Origin of the sequence: uncultured Ruthenibacterium sp., assembly GCF_963558415.1 — a bacterium.
In the GTDB taxonomy this organism is placed as follows: domain Bacteria; phylum Bacillota; class Clostridia; order Oscillospirales; family Ruminococcaceae; genus Ruthenibacterium.
Window position 1 is genome coordinate 49,020 of sequence record NZ_CAUWGY010000004.1, and the last position, 18,741, is coordinate 67,760.

At 48.3% G+C, this 18,741-nt stretch carries 20 protein-coding genes; 15 read left to right on the forward strand and 5 right to left on the reverse strand.

Annotated elements, in window-relative coordinates; all coding sequences use genetic code 11:
- Nucleotides 1-8: 8 nt before the first annotated feature.
- The 5 genes from AB5H98_RS01425 to AB5H98_RS01445 all read left to right on the forward strand — a co-directional run bounded on the left by AB5H98_RS01425 (nt 9) and on the right by AB5H98_RS01445 (nt 5,357).
- On the forward strand, nt 9-2,414 hold the full coding sequence (locus tag AB5H98_RS01425; protein ID WP_367924130.1) for a formate C-acetyltransferase/glycerol dehydratase family glycyl radical enzyme: 2,406 nt from the start codon (nt 9-11) through the stop codon (nt 2,412-2,414).
- 10 nt (nt 2,415-2,424) lie between these two features.
- The gene (locus AB5H98_RS01430; protein WP_367924131.1) at nt 2,425-3,324 is read left to right on the forward strand and encodes a glycyl-radical enzyme activating protein; all 900 of its coding nucleotides are present in this window, start codon (nt 2,425-2,427) and stop codon (nt 3,322-3,324) included.
- A gap of 3 nt (nt 3,325-3,327) precedes the next feature.
- Entirely contained in the window at nt 3,328-4,005 is a 678-nt protein-coding gene (gene alsE / locus AB5H98_RS01435; RefSeq protein WP_367924132.1) for a D-allulose 6-phosphate 3-epimerase, read from the forward strand.
- 29 nt (nt 4,006-4,034) lie between these two features.
- Nucleotides 4,035-4,703, forward strand: coding sequence for a transaldolase family protein (locus AB5H98_RS01440; RefSeq protein WP_367924133.1), 669 nt, complete (start codon nt 4,035-4,037; stop codon nt 4,701-4,703).
- A gap of 123 nt (nt 4,704-4,826) precedes the next feature.
- Nucleotides 4,827-5,357 carry a DUF5662 family protein gene (locus AB5H98_RS01445; RefSeq protein WP_367924134.1) on the forward strand — a complete coding sequence of 177 codons (531 nt, stop codon included), beginning with the start codon at nt 4,827-4,829 and terminating at the stop codon, nt 5,355-5,357.
- A 32-nt stretch (nt 5,358-5,389) separates the two neighbouring features.
- Here AB5H98_RS01445 and AB5H98_RS01450 read toward each other — a convergent pair whose 3' ends face one another.
- The 4 genes from AB5H98_RS01450 to AB5H98_RS01465 all read right to left on the reverse strand — a co-directional run bounded on the left by AB5H98_RS01450 (nt 5,390) and on the right by AB5H98_RS01465 (nt 9,572).
- Complete coding sequence (locus AB5H98_RS01450; protein ID WP_367924135.1) at nt 5,390-6,037, reverse strand: TrkA family potassium uptake protein; 648 nt, start codon at nt 6,035-6,037, stop codon at nt 5,390-5,392.
- A gap of 1 nt (nt 6,038) precedes the next feature.
- Nucleotides 6,039-7,394 carry a TrkH family potassium uptake protein gene (locus tag AB5H98_RS01455; RefSeq protein WP_367924136.1) on the reverse strand — a complete coding sequence of 452 codons (1,356 nt, stop codon included), beginning with the start codon at nt 7,392-7,394 and terminating at the stop codon, nt 6,039-6,041.
- Nucleotides 7,395-7,554: 160 nt separating this feature from the next.
- Nucleotides 7,555-8,349: a gluconate 5-dehydrogenase gene (locus tag AB5H98_RS01460; protein ID WP_367924137.1), complete on the reverse strand. Its 795-nt coding sequence runs from the start codon at nt 8,347-8,349 to the stop codon at nt 7,555-7,557.
- A 23-nt stretch (nt 8,350-8,372) separates the two neighbouring features.
- Entirely contained in the window at nt 8,373-9,572 is a 1,200-nt protein-coding gene (locus tag AB5H98_RS01465) for a hypothetical protein (RefSeq protein ID WP_367924138.1), read from the reverse strand.
- Between the two features lie 119 nt (nt 9,573-9,691).
- On the opposite strand from AB5H98_RS01465, the gene AB5H98_RS01470 reads away from it, so the two are divergent.
- The 9 genes from AB5H98_RS01470 to AB5H98_RS01510 all read left to right on the forward strand — a co-directional run bounded on the left by AB5H98_RS01470 (nt 9,692) and on the right by AB5H98_RS01510 (nt 17,164).
- Nucleotides 9,692-10,180: a COG2426 family protein gene (locus AB5H98_RS01470; protein ID WP_367924139.1), complete on the forward strand. Its 489-nt coding sequence runs from the start codon at nt 9,692-9,694 to the stop codon at nt 10,178-10,180.
- A gap of 126 nt (nt 10,181-10,306) precedes the next feature.
- Entirely contained in the window at nt 10,307-10,816 is a 510-nt protein-coding gene (locus tag AB5H98_RS01475) for an RNA polymerase sigma factor (protein WP_367924140.1), read from the forward strand.
- Nucleotides 10,817-11,275, forward strand: a complete 459-nt coding sequence (locus AB5H98_RS01480; RefSeq protein WP_367924141.1) for a hypothetical protein — start codon at nt 10,817-10,819, stop codon at nt 11,273-11,275.
- 19 nt (nt 11,276-11,294) lie between these two features.
- On the forward strand, nt 11,295-11,858 hold the full coding sequence (locus AB5H98_RS01485) for a hypothetical protein (protein ID WP_367924142.1): 564 nt from the start codon (nt 11,295-11,297) through the stop codon (nt 11,856-11,858).
- Complete coding sequence (locus AB5H98_RS01490) at nt 11,855-12,598, forward strand: hypothetical protein (RefSeq protein WP_367924143.1); 744 nt, start codon at nt 11,855-11,857, stop codon at nt 12,596-12,598. Before AB5H98_RS01485 ends, AB5H98_RS01490 begins: the two co-directional genes overlap by 4 nt.
- 132 nt (nt 12,599-12,730) lie before the next feature.
- Nucleotides 12,731-14,968, forward strand: a complete 2,238-nt coding sequence (locus AB5H98_RS01495) for an MFS transporter (RefSeq protein ID WP_367924144.1) — start codon at nt 12,731-12,733, stop codon at nt 14,966-14,968.
- On the forward strand, nt 14,958-15,155 hold the full coding sequence (locus AB5H98_RS01500; RefSeq protein ID WP_367924145.1) for a hypothetical protein: 198 nt from the start codon (nt 14,958-14,960) through the stop codon (nt 15,153-15,155). The genes AB5H98_RS01495 and AB5H98_RS01500 overlap by 11 nt, the downstream gene beginning before the upstream one ends.
- Before the next feature lie 227 nt (nt 15,156-15,382).
- On the forward strand, nt 15,383-15,868 hold the full coding sequence (locus AB5H98_RS01505) for a hypothetical protein (protein ID WP_367924146.1): 486 nt from the start codon (nt 15,383-15,385) through the stop codon (nt 15,866-15,868).
- A gap of 45 nt (nt 15,869-15,913) precedes the next feature.
- Nucleotides 15,914-17,164 carry a glycoside hydrolase family 10 protein gene (locus AB5H98_RS01510; protein WP_367924147.1) on the forward strand — a complete coding sequence of 417 codons (1,251 nt, stop codon included), beginning with the start codon at nt 15,914-15,916 and terminating at the stop codon, nt 17,162-17,164.
- Nucleotides 17,165-17,200: 36 nt separating this feature from the next.
- Here the strand turns inward: AB5H98_RS01510 and AB5H98_RS01515 are convergent, their stop codons facing one another.
- Complete coding sequence (locus AB5H98_RS01515) at nt 17,201-17,869, reverse strand: MBL fold metallo-hydrolase (RefSeq protein WP_367924148.1); 669 nt, start codon at nt 17,867-17,869, stop codon at nt 17,201-17,203.
- A 140-nt stretch (nt 17,870-18,009) separates the two neighbouring features.
- Here AB5H98_RS01515 and AB5H98_RS01520 point away from each other — a divergent pair, with 140 nt between their 5' ends.
- Nucleotides 18,010-18,606: a hypothetical protein gene (locus AB5H98_RS01520; RefSeq protein ID WP_367924149.1), complete on the forward strand. Its 597-nt coding sequence runs from the start codon at nt 18,010-18,012 to the stop codon at nt 18,604-18,606.
- Nucleotides 18,607-18,741 lie beyond the last annotated feature (135 nt).

Sequence of the window (18,741 nt, forward strand, 5' to 3'; positions counted from 1 at the left end):
GAAGGGAAATGAGCTATTTTGGACAACCCAGCAAACGAATCCAGGATATGAAGGAAACGCTTTTGAATATCACACCGCAGGTGTGTGTGGAGCGTGCAATTTACACGACACAGGCATATAAAGAGCACCGCGATCAGCCCAACATTCTCAAGAGGGCTTATGCCATCCGCAATACATTGGAAAACATGACCATCTTCCTAGAAGATGGAACGCTTTTGGCGGGCAACCAGGCAAGCACAAACCGTGCGGCTCCCATCTTTCCGGAGTATGCGATCGAGTGGGTGATCAATGAGCTGGACGAGTGGGAAAAGCGAGACGGCGACCGGTTCACCATCACGGAAGAGAACAAACAAATTTTGCGCGATATGGCTCCGTTCTGGCGGGGAATCACTGTCCAGGACAAAGCGCTTGCTATCATGCCTCCCAAAGAACGGCAGTGCTACGATTTGGGCATTATCAAGGTAGAGGGAAATATCACTGCGGGCGATGCCCATCTGGCACCCAGCTATGAAAAACTTCTGAAACTTGGCATTGAGGGAATTCGCCGTGAAACCCTGGCAGCAAAGGAAAAACTGGATTACAGCAACTTTGAGGATCTGAAAAAAGTCTCTTTTTACGACGCAGTTCTGATTCTGTTGGATGCCTGTGTGGATTTTGCGCATCGTTATGCGGATCTGGCCCACGCTATGGCAGAAAAAGAAGAAAACCCAGTGCGTAAAGAAGAACTGCTGGGCATCGAAAGAAACTGCCGCCATGTTCCCGAGCATCCGGCCAGCACTTTTTATGAGGCGGTTCAAAGCGTTTGGTTCCTCCATTTGATTCTTCAAATCGAGTCCAGCGGTCACTCGCTGTCTTTTGGCAGATTTGATCAGTTTATGTATCCGTACTATAAGGCGGATGTGGAAGCCGGCCGTATTACGCAGGAACAGGCCGTAGAACTTTTGGAAAATCTGTGGCTCAAGACCTTTACCATCAATAAAATCCGCAGCAATGCACACACCAAATTTTCTGCGGGCAGCCCGCTGTACCAGAACGTTTGCATTGGCGGTCAGAAAACCGATGGAACGGATGCAGTCAATGAACTGTCGTTTTTGGTGCTTCGTTCGGTAGCACAGCTCAAGCTTACCCAGCCGAACCTGTCGGTGCGCTATCATAAAGGCGTCAGCGATGCATTTATGAAAGATTGCATCGAGTGCATCAAACTGGGATTTGGAATGCCTTCCTTCAATAACGACGAGATCATCATTCCACAGTTCCTGGATAAAGGTGTAAGCCGTGAGGATGCATACAATTACAGCTCGATCGGTTGCATCGAGGTATCCATTCCCGGAAAATTTGGCGTTCGCTGCTCGGGAATGAACTTCCTGAACTTCCCGCGTATTTTGATGATTGCGCTGAATAAAGGCGTAGACTTGACCAGTGGAGAGAAAGTGTACGATACCGACGCCTGCTTTGAAGAGATGACAAGTTTCGATCAGGTTTGGCAGGCCTGGGTGGATGTGGTAAAATACTTCACTCCCATTAGTGTGGCGCTGGACAACTGTGCAGACTACGCATTGGAGATGGAAGTTCCGGATTCTTTGTTGTCCTCGCTGGTGGATGACTGCATTGCACGAGGCAAGCACATCAAAGAAGGCGGTGCGGTATACGATTTCATCGGACCGCTGCAGGTTGGAATTGCCAACATTGGCGATTCTCTTGCCGCAATTAAAAAGTTGGTCTTTGAGGATAAACGCCTGACCACAAAACAGCTTTGGCATGCACTGGTAACCAATTTTGAAGGTGAAGAAGGCTGGCGTATTCGTCAGATGCTCATTCATGATGCACCCAAGTTTGGAAACGATGACGACTATGTGGACAATTTGACCAGAGACGCATATCAGGTCTTTATCGATGAAATTTCTCACTATCACAATACACGGTATGGCCGTGGGCCCATTGGTGGTGGATACTTCCCTGGAACTTCGTCCATTTCCGCCAACGTTCCTCAGGGGGCACAGCTTTGCGCTACGCCTGACGGACGTGGAAAAGGGGAACCTCTGGCCGAGGGATGCTCGCCTTCACATGCGGTGGACGTAAATGGCCCCACAGCGGTGTTCAAGTCTGTGGCAAAACTGCCCACGTTGAAGTTGAACGGCGGAGTATTGCTGAATCAGAAATTGGCGCCTTCTGCATTGGAGCAGGAGCGTGATGTGCAGAAACTGATTTTGTTGCTGCGCACATTCTTTGACGTGCTTCATGGTTATCATGTACAATACAATGTGGTGTCCCGAGACGTTTTGTTGGACGCTCAAAAACATCCGGAAAAACACCGGGATTTGATTGTGCGTGTAGCAGGATACAGCGCTTTCTTCAACGTATTGTCTACCGAGACACAAAATGATATTATTGCACGAACCGAACACGTTCTGTGACGGAGGATTTATGAAAGGCATTATTTTCAATATTCAGAAATTCTCCATTCATGACGGGCCGGGCATCCGCACAACGGTTTTTCTGAAAGGATGCCCGCTGAACTGTCGCTGGTGTGCCAATCCGGAATCCAAGAGCACCCAGACGGAATTGCTTCATTCTCCCAAATTGTGTGCGGGTTGCCGGTGTTGCGAACATGCTTGTCCCAACGGCGGAATTCATTGGGAAGATGGAAAGTTGCGGGTAGACAAAGACAAATGTACGGGATGCCTGTCGTGCGTGGCCGCATGTCCCACTCACGCTCTTACAGCGCAGGGTGAGGCCTACACAGTGGAAGAAGTTCTGGAAAAAGTTTTGCAGGACAAAGCGTTTTACGATCGTTCAGGCGGAGGGGTGACGCTCTCCGGCGGTGAGCCTTTGATGCAAAAGGAGTTTGCACTGGAACTTTTGAAAGCGCTGAAAGCGCACGGAATCCACACTACGGTGGAAACAACCGGTTATGTGGATTCTGAAGATTTCCGTCGGCTGATCGAGTATATTGATCTTTTGTATATGGACTGCAAACATCCAGACAGCGAAATGCATCGCAAGATGACCGACGTACCCAATGAATTGATTTTGGCAAATATGAAACAGGCAGTGGACAGCGGAAAAGATGTGGTTGTCCGAATCCCGGTCATTCCTCGTTTCAACCATTCGGTAGAGGTCGCCCGGCAGTACACCCAGCTTTTGAGCCGGATTGGAGTTAAAAAGGTTCATTTGTTGCCGTTTCATCAGATGGGGCTCGGCAAATGGGAGGCACTGGGGCTGGAGTATTTGTACGCAAAGGACCCCAATATGAAACAAGAAGAAGTGCGGCCCATGTACGATGTGTTCGTAGAGGCCGGGTTCGAGGCCCAGATCGGAGGATAAAGGATGAAAGTCAAGTTTTCCCCGTCTCTTATGTGCATGGATCTATTGAACATCGAACGGGAGATCCGAACACTGGATACGAAGGCGGATTTTTATCATGTAGACATTATCGATTGGCATTACTGTAAAAACATGTCCTTGGCGCCTTGCTTTGTGAAGGCGATTCACGGCATTTCCAAGGTGCCCCAGGAAGTGCATTTGTATGTGGACAACATCGATGCAGAATTGGTGCAACTGTGCATTGACAGCGGTGCGGAGATCATCACCATGCCGCCGGAAGTGGTGGAGCGTCAAACCTATCGGCTGATCCGTCAGATAAAAGCAGCAGGCCGGAAAGTGGGATTTTTTATTAATCCATCGGCGCGGCTGGATGTGGTGGAACCGTACATTGATCAAATCGACCGGCTGCTCATTATGACGGTGGACCCGGGTTTTGCGGGACAGCCTTTCATTGAAAACAGTCTGGCGAAAATTCGGCAAGCCAAGCAGTGGAAAGAAAAATTTGGTTATTCGTATGACATTGCCGTAGACGGATGCTGCAACGAGCGCTATTATAAAACGCTTTATGATGCCGGTGCTGAGGTATTCATTGTAGGAACCAGCGGTTTGTTCGGAAAAGATCCTGATACGGCCAAAGCGCTGGAAATTACTGAAAAACTGATCGACCAAGCCATTGGCTGAATCCAAACAGAAAAAAGGAGCCTTGTGTTATGAAACTGATTATCGACGATGCGCATGTGGACAAAATTAAAGAGTTGTATGAGTACTATCCGGTCAGTGGTGTGACCACAAATCCGTCTATTCTGGCCAAAGCGGGCCGGGATCCCTATGAAGTGCTCAAAGAGATTCGAGATTTTATTGGGCCGGATGGCGAACTGCACGTACAGGTGCTTAGCACTCGGGCCGAAGAAATGGTGGCGGAGGCTGCGCGCATTCGCGGGGCATTGGGTCAGAATACATACGTGAAGGTCCCGGTCACTCGGGAGGGCCTCAAGGCAATCAAGCTGCTGGCCGCACAGGGATGCAATGTGACCGCTACGGCTATCTACACCCAGATGCAGGCATATTTGGCGGCGGAAGCCGGAGCAAAATATGCGGCACCTTATGTAAATCGTATTGACAATCTGGGCGCTAACGGCATCGCAGCCGCGAAGGATATTCATGATATCTTTAAAAACAATGGTTTGGCCACAGAGGTGTTGGCGGCAAGTTTCAAAAACTGTCAGCAGGTTTTGGAACTGGCTAAGTACGGTGTAGGAGCCAGCACAGTATCTCCGGACGTAATGGAGGCACTTTTGAAATTGGATGCAGTCAATGCGGCTGTAGACCAGTTCCGCAAGGACTTTGAAGGTCTGTGCGGACAGGGAAAGACCATGTAAATCCAAAGCGGTTTCCACCTAGCGGAAACCGCTTTTCTTTTGTTTGGGCAAACCCAATGGCGAAATGTGTTTCTTTGCGATATAATGGAAAATAAGAATTCGCAAACATGGGAGGCGGACACATTGCATCCATGGGCACATTTTCGCACCATTTGCCACCACAAACGGCTGGTGCTGCATCATTGTTTTCAAGTCGGCCTGTATTGGCAAGGCCTTACACACGATTTATCAAAGTTTTCGCCGGTGGAATTTTGGCCAGGTGCAAAATATTATCAGGGGACTCGCAGCCCCAATGAGGCCGAGCGCGAGGATAAAGGATATAGCGCGGCGTGGCTTCATCATAAAGGAAGAAACAGGCATCATCTGGAATACTGGATCGATTATCAACCAAAGGGCGATCATGCTATGGATGGCACACGCATGCCGGAGAAATATGTGGTAGAGATGCTGTGCGACCGAATGGCTGCCAGTAAAACCTATCTGCGTGACGCTTACACGGACCGGGCTCCTTATGACTATTACATGCATTCCAGAAGTCATTATTTGTTGCATCCGGACACGCAGGTCTTGCTGGAAAAACTATTGACAATGCTCAAGGATGAGGGCGAGGAGAAAACCTTTGCTTACATTCGAAAAAACGTGTTGCATAAATAAAAAATGCCGGGGAAGTTTTCCCCGGCATTTTTTTAAAAGTGAAGGAATTTTTCAATGTTTCCGTTGGAGCCAAGAATCAACAGGCTCTCGTTTTCACGGAATGTGTGGTCCGCAGGCGGGAGCGGTTCCAAAAGATCGTCTTTCTTAACGGCCAAAATGTTGATGTGATACCGCTGGCGTACTTGAAGATCTATGATGGTTTTTCCAACCCAGGCTGCCGGCGTCGGCGTCTCGTAGATGGAGTACTCCTTTGTGAGCTGAATGTAATCGTATACATTGTCTGCGCCGTATCGAACCGCTGCACGAATGGCCATCTGTTTTTCAGGATAGATGACATGGTCCGCACCGTTTCTCAAAAGGAATTTTGCATGTACATCCCGGTTGGCACGAGCTACTACAAGTTGCGCCCCCTGTTCCTTGAGCAGCGAAGTCGTTTCCAAAGAACTTTGAAAATTATCACCAATCGCTACTACACATACGTCAAAATTGCGCACACCCAAAGAGGCGATGAATTGTTCGTTGGTGCTGTCGCCGATTTGCGCGTTGGTCACATAGGGCAAAATGTCATTGACGCGCTGCTCATCATGGTCGATGGCAAGTACTTCGCAGTGCATTTCCTGAAACTTCATAGCCATATGCCGTCCGAAACGGCCAAGACCAATCAATAAAACCGATTTCATTTCATTGACTCCTTTGTGTTTTAATTTTCTCCTGAGGCATCTGAGAAGGTGCCGGCAGGTGGCCGCTGGCCACCGCATAAATTAAGGTTAAACCGCCAACGCGGCCAAAGTACATTAAAAAGATCAGAATCAATTGAGATGGAGCACTCAATTGGGCGGTGATGCCCGTAGATAAACCGACCGTACCAATGGCAGAGGCACATTCAAACAGGGCCTGAGACATCGTTACATCGTCAATTAAACATAAAGCAACGCTTCCGGATAAAAATAGAACTGCGTAAAGCGTCAGAATGGTACAGGTGCTCCGCAATACCTCCGGTGGAACACGCCGGCCAAAGCACTGGATGCTGTCCCTACGCTGAAATACGGAGCGGATGCATAAAAAGACCATAGCAAGGGAAGTCGTTTTGGTTCCGCCGGCCGTAGATCCGGGGGAGCCGCCAATCAACATCAAAAGAATCGTTAAAAGGATTCCCGGGCCGCTCATGATTGCGTAATTTACTGTATTGAATCCGGCAGTGCGCGGAGTGACCGATTGAAATATAGACGCCCAAATCTTTTGCCCCAACGAAAGATCCGCCCACTGGGGCTGACTAAACTCAAACAGAAACAAAAAAAGTGCCGGGAAAAGCAACAGAAGAGAGGTTGTTGTAAGGACGATCTTTGTTTGAAGCCGATAGTGGTGAAAATGAAATTTGTTTTTTTGAACATCGCTCCAAACAAAAAATCCGATGCCGCCGCATATAATCAGCAGCATAATCGCAATATTCACAATAGGGTCAGATACATAGTAGACAAGCGAGGAAGAAGGTTCCCGAAATCCCATTAAATCAAAGCCCGCATTGCAAAAAGCGGATATGGCATGAAAAAGCGCGTACCAAATGCCTTTGGTCACTCCCATTTCGGGACAAAAACGAAGCGCCAGAATAAGTGCACCGAGTCCTTCTATGGCGAACGTGGTTTTCAGGATGAAGTCCGTCATGCGGACAATTCCACCCACCTGCGGTGCAGAAATGGATTCCTGCATGATGAACCGCTGCCGCAGACCAATGCGTTTGCCGGAAAAAATAGCAATGGCAATGGCCATGGTTACAACACCCATTCCGCCCACTTGGATGAGTCCCAGAATGACCAACTGACCGAACTCAGACCAATAGGTATAAGTATCGTGCAGGATCAATCCAGTAACGCAGGTGGCCGAGGTGGCTGTGAAAAGTGCATCCAAAAAAGGGGCGCCGCCTTCTCCGCGGGTGGAAACTGGCAACATTAACAACAGTGTTCCAGCCAGAATCAAAGACAAAAATCCTAAAATAATAATTTGAGCCGGTGTGATCCGGCTGGTAAACTTGGAAAACAACACATTCCCTCACAGTCTTTGCTACGAAAGCATTCTAGTGCACAGCATAGCACAATCCGTGCGTTTTTTCAATTTAAAACGTCTATATTGAAAATCCTCCGGGGAAGATTCCCAGGAGGATTTTGGACCAAAAGAAAGCGGCAAAAACACTTGCGCCAATTTACGGCTGTTTGCCGATGTACGCTAAAATTCCGCCGTCCACATACAGAATGTGTCCATTTACGAAATTGGAAGCATCGGAAGCAAGAAATACGGCAGGTCCGGCCAGATCCTCGGGAACGCCCCAGCGTGCAGCAGGCGTTTTGGATCGAATAAACTGGTCAAAAGGATGTGGCGCACCGTCAGGACCCGGCTGGCGTAATGCTGCGGTCTGCGAAGTGGCAATGTACCCGGGACCGATTCCGTTGCATTGAATGTTGTATTGCCCGTATTCCGCGGCAATGTTTCGGGTCAGCATCTTAAGGCCACCTTTGGCCGCCGCGTAAGCACTTACGGTTTCTCTTCCCAACTCGCTCATCATGCTGCAAATGTTAATGATTTTTCCATGTCCTTTTCGCAGCATGCCCGGAAGAACAGCTTTGCTCACAATGAACGGTGCATTCAAATCGACATCAATGACTTTTCGGAAATCTTCCGCACTCATGTCGCACATGGGAATGCGCTTGATAATACCCGCATTGTTGACAAGAATGTCAATCGTTCCCACGTCTGCTTCTATCTGCTGCACCAAAGCTTGCACAGCCTGTTCGTCCGTTACATCGCATATGTATCCGTGAGCAGTTAGTCCGATTTTCCGGTAGGCAGCCAGGCCTTCTTCCAGATGATCTTTTCGGCTGCTGTTAAAGGCGATGTTTGCTCCGGCCCGGGCCAATGCCACAGCAATCGCGAACCCAATGCCATGAGCGCCGCCGGTAATAAGAGCCGTTTTCCCTTTTAAAGAAAACAATTCATCCATTGTCCAGACCTCTGTATTGAAGATTATTGTTCATCGTTTTTGGCAAGTGCAGTTTCTACACTATATCGGAAAGAGGACACAAAAGAGGAAGTAGAAAAATCTTGGTATCCATTGGTGTACCAGAGAGGTGCATGCTTACAAAGAGATTCAAATGCGCAGGCCCATTCATCGGCCAGCCCAAACACGTAAGCGTAGGGCAGAGCGCTGTAAAAATAATCTGGATTTTCCTCCAAAAGATGGGGAAGCTGTTCTTTGGGAGGATTTTCTAGAAATGTGAACAGGGCAAGCAGACGCTGGCTGGCCTTGGTGTGATACGCAGTGGGGCGGGCGACGAGAGGCGCGAGCAGACATGCGGCCAAGACCAATGCAAAAGCGGGAATGGTCAGCCACAGAGGCGTGGAGGTGCTCCACATGGCCAGGACCGATCCACCACCTGCCAAAAGTGCCAGAACAGCACCGCCTATTCCCCAGGCGACACGGGAAGACGTTTGCAAAAAACGCCAACGGCGAAAAACCATATGCATCCAGAAAGAAAGCATTGCAAGAGGAATGCAGGCAGCCAACGAAGGACCAATGCCCACACGGGAAAGTCCTAAAAACAAAAGCAGGCATCCTGCAAAAGGAAACAAAAGAGAATGGAGCATGGTTTGAGATTGGTAAAGCCGGTGTTCACCGGAAAAAGAATCTTCCAATTGTTCCTTGGCTTTTTCCAAGCTCGAAGAAAAGCGATCATCAGGGTGCGTCAGATGAAAAATATTTTGTCCGTCCGGAAACAGTGCAGAAAAAATGGTGCGCTCAAACTCGGGAGCATTGGACGGCAAATCTCTGCGCTTTGTCAAAACAAGCGGCATTTGGTCCGGATCACTGCCATCCCACTCGTCGCAGGAGAGCGTCAAAAATCCCTTTTGGGCAAATCCCAAAATCAATGACAAAAGATCTCGGTCATCGGCCTCTCCGTCAATCAAAAAGCCGGCCTGCGCGCTGGAGAGATCTTCGGGAAGTTCATAAGATGGATCCGCTTGTACCGTGCGATGAAGCCCCGACAATGCACGCACCGTGACAAAGATGCCAATGAGCCCGGCGGCCACTAAAAAAATCCATACGGATACCGGAGTAGCTGAGACGGCCTCGCGTCCGATGCCTGCATCCAATGCCAGAGCAAAAGGAGCATTCAAAATAAACGCACACAGCACAAAAACAAAGAGAAGAATTTTCTTTTTCATGAAGGCACACCCTCTTTCTGAGCACAGTATAGCATATTTTCAGGATACCTTGCAAAGTTTTGAAAAATCAAGTATCATTAACCCAGCTTTTCATTTTGAAAAACAGACAGGAGAGACTTATGATCGCATTGCTGAGAAAATATTTTTGGGTTTTGTTTGTATCTATGGTGCCTATTGTGGAATTGCGTGGAGCGGTTCCCATTGGCGTTGGAATGGGATTGCCGCTGATTCCTACCTATGTTGTGGCAGTGGTGGGCAATATGCTTCCGGTCCCCATTATTCTGTTGTTCGCAAAACGTGTTTTGCTTTGGTGCACCACCTGGCCCGGTGCACTGGGACGCTTCTTTATGAAAATTTATGAAAAAGGCGTCAAGGCCGGAGACAAAATGCAGGAAAAGGCAGGCCGTGGCATTTACTGGGCTTTGTATTTGTTCGTGGCCATCCCTTTGCCCGGAACAGGTGCTTGGACGGGGTGCCTGGCCGCCACGCTTTTGGATTTGAAGTTTTGGCCGAGCGTAGCAGCGGTCTTGGGCGGTGTTATGACGGCTGGACTGATCATGCTTTTGGGCTCTATGGGACTGTTTGGCGCTTTAAGTGCAATTTTTTGATTGGTGATTCCCCGCGGGAAATATCCCACGGGGATTTTTTTAAAATTTTTGAAGAAAATCGTCTGTTCAATCCGTTACATAAACGAAGGGCAGCAAAGAGGGTGGTGAGGCGCACGGCGCTTGGACATGAACAATGAACAATTCACGCAAATGGTGCAGCAGTACGAGCGTCTGGTGTATACCATATGCTACCAATTTACCAAAGACCACCAGTTGGCACAGGACCTTGCCCAGGAAACATTTCTTGCTGCTTACAGCCATCGCAATGACTGCCCCGCAGATAACTATAAACCATGGCTTGCACGTATTGCCGCCAACAAGGCCAAAGATTATCTCAAAAGTGCCTATCACCGCAGAGTACAGGCAACAGAAGACGATGCGATGGGAACCATGGCACTTCCGCCCGGAAGCGGACCCGAAGATGTAACCATCGCAAAGGACAGCGCACTGCGCATTGAACAGGAGATTCGTGCATTGAAAGAACCATATCATATGGTGTCGGTGCTGTTTTTTCTCGAAGAGAACAGCATTGACGAAATCGCGCAAAAGTTAAATCGACCGCCTAAAACGGTACATACACAGTTGTACCGGGCTAAGCAAATGCTAAAAAATTCTCTGGAAAGGGGGATGAGCTAAATGGAACTTTTTTTGGAAAACGGACACTTGACCGATGAGGCTCTGCAAGCTTCTTTGCAAGGAACGCTGGACGAAATGGGAAGATTGGAAGTTGCGGAACATTTGAGCTTTTGTGATACTTGTCTTGTGCGCTATACAGCGCTGTTGGAGGACGATGTGCTCTTAACGCCCGCTCAGCCTTTGGCGCAGAGTGTGATGGATCGGGTGCGCCGCAGAGTGGTGCACGTGTTCTTCAACCGGTATGCTGCCGTGGCCGCCGCAGTGGTTCTTGCAGTCACGTTCTGGAGTACAGGTCTGTTCCGTAATATTGCTACCATCCCCATTCGAGAGTCACAGCCGCCTACATCGTACAGCGAAACCGTGCATGAAGTGAAAATGCCGGCGGCGGCCCGCGTAAATGCGTTTTTCCGAAACGCATCCGATGCTTTTAGCCATAACATTGCAAGTCTGTTTGATTAATGAAGAGGAGAGAATTTGTATGAACCGCAAAAACGGATTTTGGACTTTTTGCTTTGCTTTTATTCCCGGCGGAGGTCAGATGTACCAAGGGTATATGAAGAGAGGCCTTTCCCTAATGGGGCTGTTTATGTTTGTGATTTTTTTGATCTCATTTTTAGGGCTGGGACTGCTGGCTTTAGCGCTTCCGGTGATTTGGGCTTATTCTTTCTTCGACACGTTCAACATTCACGGCCAAACGCCAGAGCAGGCGGCGCAAAATCCGGATGCTTATCTGATCGATCCCAGTGGTTTTGTGGGTGAAAACGGGCGCCGGTTGCTCAGCCGTCGGCACAAATTGATCGGTTGGGCTTTGGTGCTCATGGGCGTGTATGCGCTGTATGCCAATTTCGTGAGTCCGGCATTGTGGGGGCTGATCGTCACTTATCAATTGGCCTGGCTGCAGTGGCTTTTGGATAGTTTGTCCACATTGGTAGTGGCAGTTCTTTTGGTGGTATTGGGTGTGTATCTTTTGCGGGGCGGTCCTGCTCGGAATGTTCCAGAGGAAGATGACTATACCGCATTTAAGGGAGGCAACGAACAATGAGTGAGCAGGATGTGTCTAATGTTGTGTCCCCAGAGCCTTCGGCGCCCGTCCCCGCGCGGCCTGTACGAAGAGTGGGAACCACTACCATGGGAATTGTTCTGATTGTAGCAGGCATTGCCGTGACCGCGGGCCTTTTGAACCCGGATTGGGACTTTTCTCTTTTGTGCAAACTTTCACCGCTGATTTTGGTGGCATTGGGCATTGAGGTCCTCATCGCTTCATTTACTGCAAAGCAGGCAAAACTGAAGTATGATTTTCTGTCTATGCTCGTATGCGCCTTTTTGATTTTGGTATCATTGTGTGGAGCGGCGGCTTCGCCGCTTTTGCAGTACTGCGGACCGAACTATCAGCGAGTTGTGTCAGAATTGGAAGATGAGTGGTATGATGAACTTTTTCAGAAATTGAGCGATGTGGATAACATACAGAACTTTTCCTGCTGGCTGTACATGGACGAATGGATGACTGCCAATCAAGTGCGCCAAGAGGGCTTTGATGCCGTGAATTCGGCGCATGTGTATGTGGAATTATCTGGTGAATATACGGACGAACAAACTTTTGTGGATGCCTGTCAACCTGTAGTGGAAGCCTTGCGGGATACTTCTGTGCAGACTCCTTCTTTGGAGATTCGGTGGGAGAATGAGAATGGATTTTACTATCTGGAATTGGATTCGCCATATGCTTGGCAGCAGGCGGATTTGGCCCAATATGTGAACTCCGGTCTGTATGAGTCGATGGGGTAAATTCTTTGTAAAAAAGCGGAAAAGCACATGTGAGAAATTTCTCACATGTGCTTTTTTTGCGAAAATCGGTTGTGATTTCTTTTTGGCAATGCTACACTTAAGACGGTATTATAAAAAAAGAGGTGTACAATTGTGGGCTTTTTGAAGGGGTACTCCAAAGAGGAAAAAAGTTGGATGATGTACGATTGGGCCAACAGTGCTCATTCGGTAATTGTGGTTACCATCCTGCCAATTTTTTTCAACACCATTGCAACCGAGCAAGGCATGAGCCTTTGGGGATTTGCCACGAGCGCGGCGATGCTGATTGTAGCGGTCATGGCTCCGATTATGGGGGCATTTGGTGATTTTAAAGGATATCGCAAGAAACTGTTTTTTGGGTTTATGCTTCTTGGCGTTCTGGCGTGTGCATTTCTGGCGTTTACTCCTTTGATGGATTTGTCTACGGCACAGCAAATGGAAAAAGTAGCAATGCTGATTTTGGTGTTGTACATTGTCAGCACCATCGGTTTTGCAGGTGCCAACTTGTATTACGACAGCTTTTTGAACGATGTGACCACACCGGAGCGCATGGACAATGTGTCCACCATGGGATACGGGATGGGATACATTGGAGGCTCTACCATTCCTCTGCTTCTTTTTTTGCTGCTGGTAGGTGTGTTTGGAGTGGACATGATGGTTGGCATGTCCTTTGCATTCGGACTGACCGCTGTGTGGTGGTTTGTGTTTAGTATTCCTCTTTTGAAAAATGTAGAGCAAAAGAGCTACCATGAAAAAGAAGCACATCCTGTTCGAAGCAGTTTGAAAAAGTTGGCGGCCACCGCTCGGGAGATCTATGGCCATAAAGGAATGTTTGTATATCTGCTCGCCTATTTCTTCTATATCGACGGTGTAAATACTGTCATCCACATGTCTACCAGTTACGGGGACACTTTGGGCTTGGATTCTACCAAAATGCTGCTTGCGCTGCTTTTGGTGCAGGTGCTGGGTTTGCCGTTTTGCCTTATGTATATTAAGCTGGCCGACCGGTTCGGAGCTCGTTTTATGGTAGGCGTTGGAATCGGTGTGTATTGTTTTATCACGGTTTTTGCATTTTTCATCAGCAAGGAATGGCATTTCTGGGTGTTGGCGATTTTGGTGGCCACCAGTCAGGGTGGTATTCAGGCACTGAGCCGCAGTATGTTTGGAAAAATTATTCCCGATAAGACTCGCACGGGAGAGTTTTTTGGATTCTATGATATTTTCGGAAAGTTTTCGGCCATCATTGGACCTACGCTGGTCGGCATTACCTCTTCTGTTGCATACAATGTAATTCGCAGCCAGAATGCGACGCTGTCGGCGGAAGCCGTTGAAGCGCAAGCAGCGCCTTGGGGTGTTTTGAGCATTCTGATCGTATTTATTATCGGCGGCTTTACCTACTTTTTTGTGCTGCCTAAATATCTTAAAGGACTGATCTTTTTCATGCCGGAGGCATATACCCATATTCGAATTGCTCGTATTGCGTTGGAGCGTTCGGGACAGCCTGTGCATAGCCAAAACGCTTTTGAAATGGGTGCGCAGGGCCCGGATCCTTTGTTCGCATATCGGGTACTTTCTAAAAACAAACCTTATCCAATGAGTGCACTGGGCGATAGGATGCATGAGGAACAGTGTGGCCATTTTTTGCGCAGCTTGGTATTTCGTGCATGGACTCCCGCGCAGCGCAGCTATGCGATGGGATTTTTAACGCACTATGCAGCGGACTCTACAATGCATCCCTACGTAGCCGCACAGACGGAGAAAGGTGGTCAGTTTGATCGCAATTACGGGCACGGCTTCTGTGAGGTCGCGATGGATAGCTACTTTCATCAGAAAGACCAGGGAAGTCCTGCAGTTTTGGCGCAAACGGCGGCACCCGGTTTGTATACGACCGAACTGGCTGAGGGGGTAGAGCTTCTCCGCGCTTGTCTTTTAGACGTTTATGATGTAGACATTCCACAGGAGGCATTGGCGGACGCATTTCACGATTTCCGATGGTTACACCAAATTTTTTGCTCTCCGCGCGGCGGCAAAAAAATATTGGTAAAACTGGTGGAACGTTTGATTTTACATAAGCCGGGATACGGACAGTCTCATATGACCCCCGCCAAAATGCCGAAGGATGGATTTATAAATCAGTGGCGTGATCCTTTTACGCAGAAAGATGTAGATGCTGGACCCGATCAGTTGGCAGAGAAGGCTGCGGATTTAGCGGCAGAATATCTTCGAGAAGCGAATGGTTATTGGCAGGGGCTGGGAAGTAAGGAGCGCCTTGCAAAAAAATTAGGTGATCGAAGCTATGTGACCGGGTTACTCAGTCAATCGGCGTTGGAGGTCTCATCGCATGAAAAATGATCAACCGACCATAGCATCTTCTGAGAAAAAACAAGACGATGGAGACAATTCCATTGCGTTAGGTTTGTGTTTTGGGGTTTTGCTGGGCGTGTTGTGGGATAATTTGGCTTTGGGTATGGCGTTCGGGCTTGCGTTCGGCGCATCAGTGAGTTTGTTTAAAAACAAAAATTCAAAAAAAGGGGCGTAGCGCCCCTTTTTTGTTTGGAATCCATCCTTATGTTGGCGCAAAGAACGCTTTGTGTTATACTGAGAACAACTTGCCTGAAGGCCGGTCCGTATAAACTTGAAAGCGGATTTGTTTTTTCGAACCCTTCAGCGTTTATTTTGAATTTTGTGCAGTGCATTTGCACGCATCAAGATGGGACGAATCGTTTTAACTCGTTGCCCAATCAATCCAATAAAGGAGAATGGACTATGAATCCTCGTTTGAATGTAACGCAAAAAACCTACTATGCCTTGGGCGTGCTGGCCTCGGCGTTGAATCTCGTGGGAGGAGCTTTGTACTTAGCAGGCATTTACGCGGCGCTTCTGTTTAATATTGCTTCTTTTTTGGCCGGAGCCATGATGCTCATGACCGGAGCTACTGCCGGCGTTAAGACACGCACAGGAAAATTTAGCCTGTTGGCAGCGGCATTGGTGGTGTTTTCACTGATGGGGGGAGTGCCAGCGAAACTGGGCGGTGCCTTGGCTTGGCCTTGTTTTGCAGTTCCCTATTGGAAACAGGCCGATCCTGTACATACCATGGTGTTCCTCACTTTTTTAGCTGGTGGTGTACAGTTGGTGTTTAGTTTCGTTGCCTTACCTGCCGCACTGAAGGCGTGTTTGGCCATCGTATTTGCAGTGATCCAACTGGTATTATCTTATCTTTTGTACTGCGACGAGAGAGATAAGCTCGCATAACGGCTTTTGCACCCGCATACAAATAGGGACAAGGAGGGAGATTCCTTGCGTTTGTTAAAAATACTTTTGTGCGCTGTGATATGTGGTGCGCTTTTGGCGGGATGCGCCGGTTTGGAAGATGCATCTTCCAAACCGGACTTTACCCGTGTGCCGGAGAATTGGTCAAACTCGGAAGGACAGGCGGTGCAGACTGCAGATTATCGTGCCATGTGGTTCAGTTATTTAGAGTGGCCGCTTTTGGATACTTCCAATGAGCAGACATTTACAGAGTCTGTAACACAGGTGTTGGATAACTGTAAAGAGATGGGCCTTAACACCATCATTGTGCAAGTTCGTCCGTTTGCAGATGCCATTTATCCCAGCGAATTGTTTCCCTGGAGCCATCTGGTCACAGGTGTGCAAGGGCAGGCCCCCGCATATGATCCGTTGGAAATTTTTGTTCGGGAGGCCCACGCCAGAGAACTTTCCATTGAAGCTTGGATCAATCCGTACCGGATTCGGCTCAATGACACGATGCCGCCCGAGCTCTCGGGGGCAGATAGTCTGTCAGTAACCCATCCTGAGTGGGTGAAAGAGGCTGCAGGAGGCCTTTATTTGGACCCCGGCAATGAGGAAGTAATGGATTATATCTGCGCCGGCGTAGAAGAAGTAATTCGCAATTATCAGGTGGACGGAATTCAGTTTGATGACTATTTCTATCCCACCACAGAAGAAAGTTTCGATCTCGCCCAGTTTGAGGCGGAGGGCAATGGCCTCACATTGGCGGATTGGAGAAGACAAAATGTAAATCAGATGGTACAAAAGGTGTACCAGACCGTTCATTTCCTTGGAGAGGAATTGGGCAGAGAAATTTACTTTGGAATTAGTCCTCAAGGGAATAATGATAACAATTATAACGGACAGTATAGCGATGTCGGGTTATGGCTTTCTACTGCCGGTTATGTAGATTATGTGATGCCGCAAGTGTACTGGGGATATGATTACACGCTTCAGAGTGGTTCAGATCGGTATGCATTTTCGAATATTGCGGCCGAGTGGGCCGCAATGCCGCGAGATGAGAGCGTTTCGCTGTATTTTGGATTGGGTGCGTACCGAATTGGGGATGGAGATGGGTCCAGTACTCCCAGCCAGGAGTGGCAAAGCGGTCATAATTTAGCGGATATGGTGAATACACTGGCGCAAAATGGTTATGGATATTCGCTGTACCGATATGCGAACTTGTTTGCAAACACGGCATATCCGGAGCTGGCGCAGGCGGAGTGCGCTGCACTTCAAACGGCGAATGGTGCAACATAAAAATAAAAAGGTCTCGCATTGCGAGACCTTTTTATTTTAAAAACCAAATTTCGAATTTTTCCATTCCTTGCAAGCAATTCCCTTGCTGCGTAATACCTCACACAATTTGGCGCCGTTTTTTCCAGTGCCCGGGTTTTCAGCTTCGCTGTAATGATAAGGAATTACGAGATCCGGAGTATGTTCCATTTTTTCAATCTGAGCAGGAATGGTGTTCAGATAATCCGGCATATTCCAAACGCCGTCGCAGCAGACAAACAGTACATCGCAGCGCACATCATCGTCTAGCACATCGGTATCGCCGGACAAATACCAGCGCACATCGCCAAATTCCAACAGAAGCCCAAACCCAAACCCTTCTGGGTGATTTTTATTTTCCGCTACCAAAGGTGTAACCATAGCGCCACACTCAAATACTACAGTGGGGGAAATGCTGGTCACAGTGGTGATATAGTCCGGGTCAATGTCAAAATCGGACTGAAGCAGGCGGCTCACCTGAGACGTTGTGGCGAAGCAGGTATCCTCCTTTTTGACGCGGGCAATATCTTGCGGGGAATAGTGGTCACCATGGCTGTGAGTGATGATAATCAAATCGGCGTCCGCAGGGCGGTCCTCAATTCCATAGGGGTCCACATAAATCACTACATCGTCTTTTTCAAAGCAGACGCAGCCGTGCTTTACAAAACGCACAAGTTGAAGGGGGTCCATAAAACAGCTCCTTATTTTTTGTTTGTATATTTTAAAAAATGTAGTATAATAGGCATGATATCTTTCCAGCCTACAATCGGGTACACCCCCCATTGTAGCGAGTTTTGTTTAAAAAGTCAAAGACCGGAGGAAATATTTGGATGAAAACCAAAAAGAAACGGATATTGGCCGTGCTGATGGCGATGAGCGCATTAATTTGCTGTTTGTCTATGACTGCGTGCTCGGGAGAGGCCGCTGTAGAAGAAGAGGATACCAGTATTGCGCAGGAGGATATTACGCAGGCTTCTGCCGGAGGATCGATCACTTTGCCGGAAGGAATGGCGATGCCGGAAGAAAACAATGCGTTTGTGACGCAACTCACAGGGGACACTTTGGCAGGTGCATTCAAAAACGCTTCGTCTAACTACAAGACTACAGGATATTTTACTACCAATGGTTCCATTACGGTGACAGTCAGTGGAGAGCTCTATACAGATGGCGTTGATACACAGTGGACAGACGCCACGTTCTCCTTGTGGAAACAGGGCGATGAGACCACACAGTATATCAGCACTGTGCATTGGGTAGCGGATGGAACAACGCAAACGTATACTTTTGAGGGCCTGGAGCCTGGTGTACCGTATCGTGTGGCTTTCACTTACAGCGATGTGCCCCAGTACAAGCTTTCAGCTACGTTTAATATCACAGGAATCGTGGAAGAATCGGAAAATGAGGATTTGGATCTGAACGAAGAGTGAAGGAATCTCGATCATGAGCGATTGGAAACGGATGAAGTGGCTTCCAGTGGGAGCAGGAGTGCTGTTGATTCTTTTGGGACTTCTGGCTCTGATTTGGCCAATAGTGGTGATGAATACGCTTCCGATTTTGATGGG

Bases quoted from the DNA above. Each gene is read 5' to 3' on its own strand.
- AB5H98_RS01425 (WP_367924130.1), top strand. From the start codon at position 9: ATGAGCTATTTTGGACAACCCAGCAAACGAATCCAGGATATGAAGGAA.
- AB5H98_RS01430 (WP_367924131.1), top strand. From the start codon at position 2,425: ATGAAAGGCATTATTTTCAATATTCAGAAATTCTCCATTCATGACGGG.
- alsE (WP_367924132.1), top strand. From the start codon at position 3,328: ATGAAAGTCAAGTTTTCCCCGTCTCTTATGTGCATGGATCTATTGAAC.
- AB5H98_RS01440 (WP_367924133.1), top strand. From the start codon at position 4,035: ATGAAACTGATTATCGACGATGCGCATGTGGACAAAATTAAAGAGTTG.
- AB5H98_RS01450 (WP_367924135.1), bottom strand. From the start codon at position 6,037: ATGAAATCGGTTTTATTGATTGGTCTTGGCCGTTTCGGACGGCATATG.
- AB5H98_RS01460 (WP_367924137.1), bottom strand. From the start codon at position 8,349: ATGGATGAATTGTTTTCTTTAAAAGGGAAAACGGCTCTTATTACCGGC.
- AB5H98_RS01465 (WP_367924138.1), bottom strand. From the start codon at position 9,572: ATGAAAAAGAAAATTCTTCTCTTTGTTTTTGTGCTGTGTGCGTTTATT.
- AB5H98_RS01470 (WP_367924139.1), top strand. From the start codon at position 9,692: ATGATCGCATTGCTGAGAAAATATTTTTGGGTTTTGTTTGTATCTATG.
- AB5H98_RS01475 (WP_367924140.1), top strand. From the start codon at position 10,307: ATGAACAATGAACAATTCACGCAAATGGTGCAGCAGTACGAGCGTCTG.
- AB5H98_RS01480 (WP_367924141.1), top strand. From the start codon at position 10,817: ATGGAACTTTTTTTGGAAAACGGACACTTGACCGATGAGGCTCTGCAA.
- AB5H98_RS01485 (WP_367924142.1), top strand. From the start codon at position 11,295: ATGAACCGCAAAAACGGATTTTGGACTTTTTGCTTTGCTTTTATTCCC.
- AB5H98_RS01490 (WP_367924143.1), top strand. From the start codon at position 11,855: ATGAGTGAGCAGGATGTGTCTAATGTTGTGTCCCCAGAGCCTTCGGCG.
- AB5H98_RS01500 (WP_367924145.1), top strand. From the start codon at position 14,958: ATGAAAAATGATCAACCGACCATAGCATCTTCTGAGAAAAAACAAGAC.
- AB5H98_RS01505 (WP_367924146.1), top strand. From the start codon at position 15,383: ATGAATCCTCGTTTGAATGTAACGCAAAAAACCTACTATGCCTTGGGC.
- AB5H98_RS01515 (WP_367924148.1), bottom strand. From the start codon at position 17,869: ATGGACCCCCTTCAACTTGTGCGTTTTGTAAAGCACGGCTGCGTCTGC.
- AB5H98_RS01520 (WP_367924149.1), top strand. From the start codon at position 18,010: ATGAAAACCAAAAAGAAACGGATATTGGCCGTGCTGATGGCGATGAGC.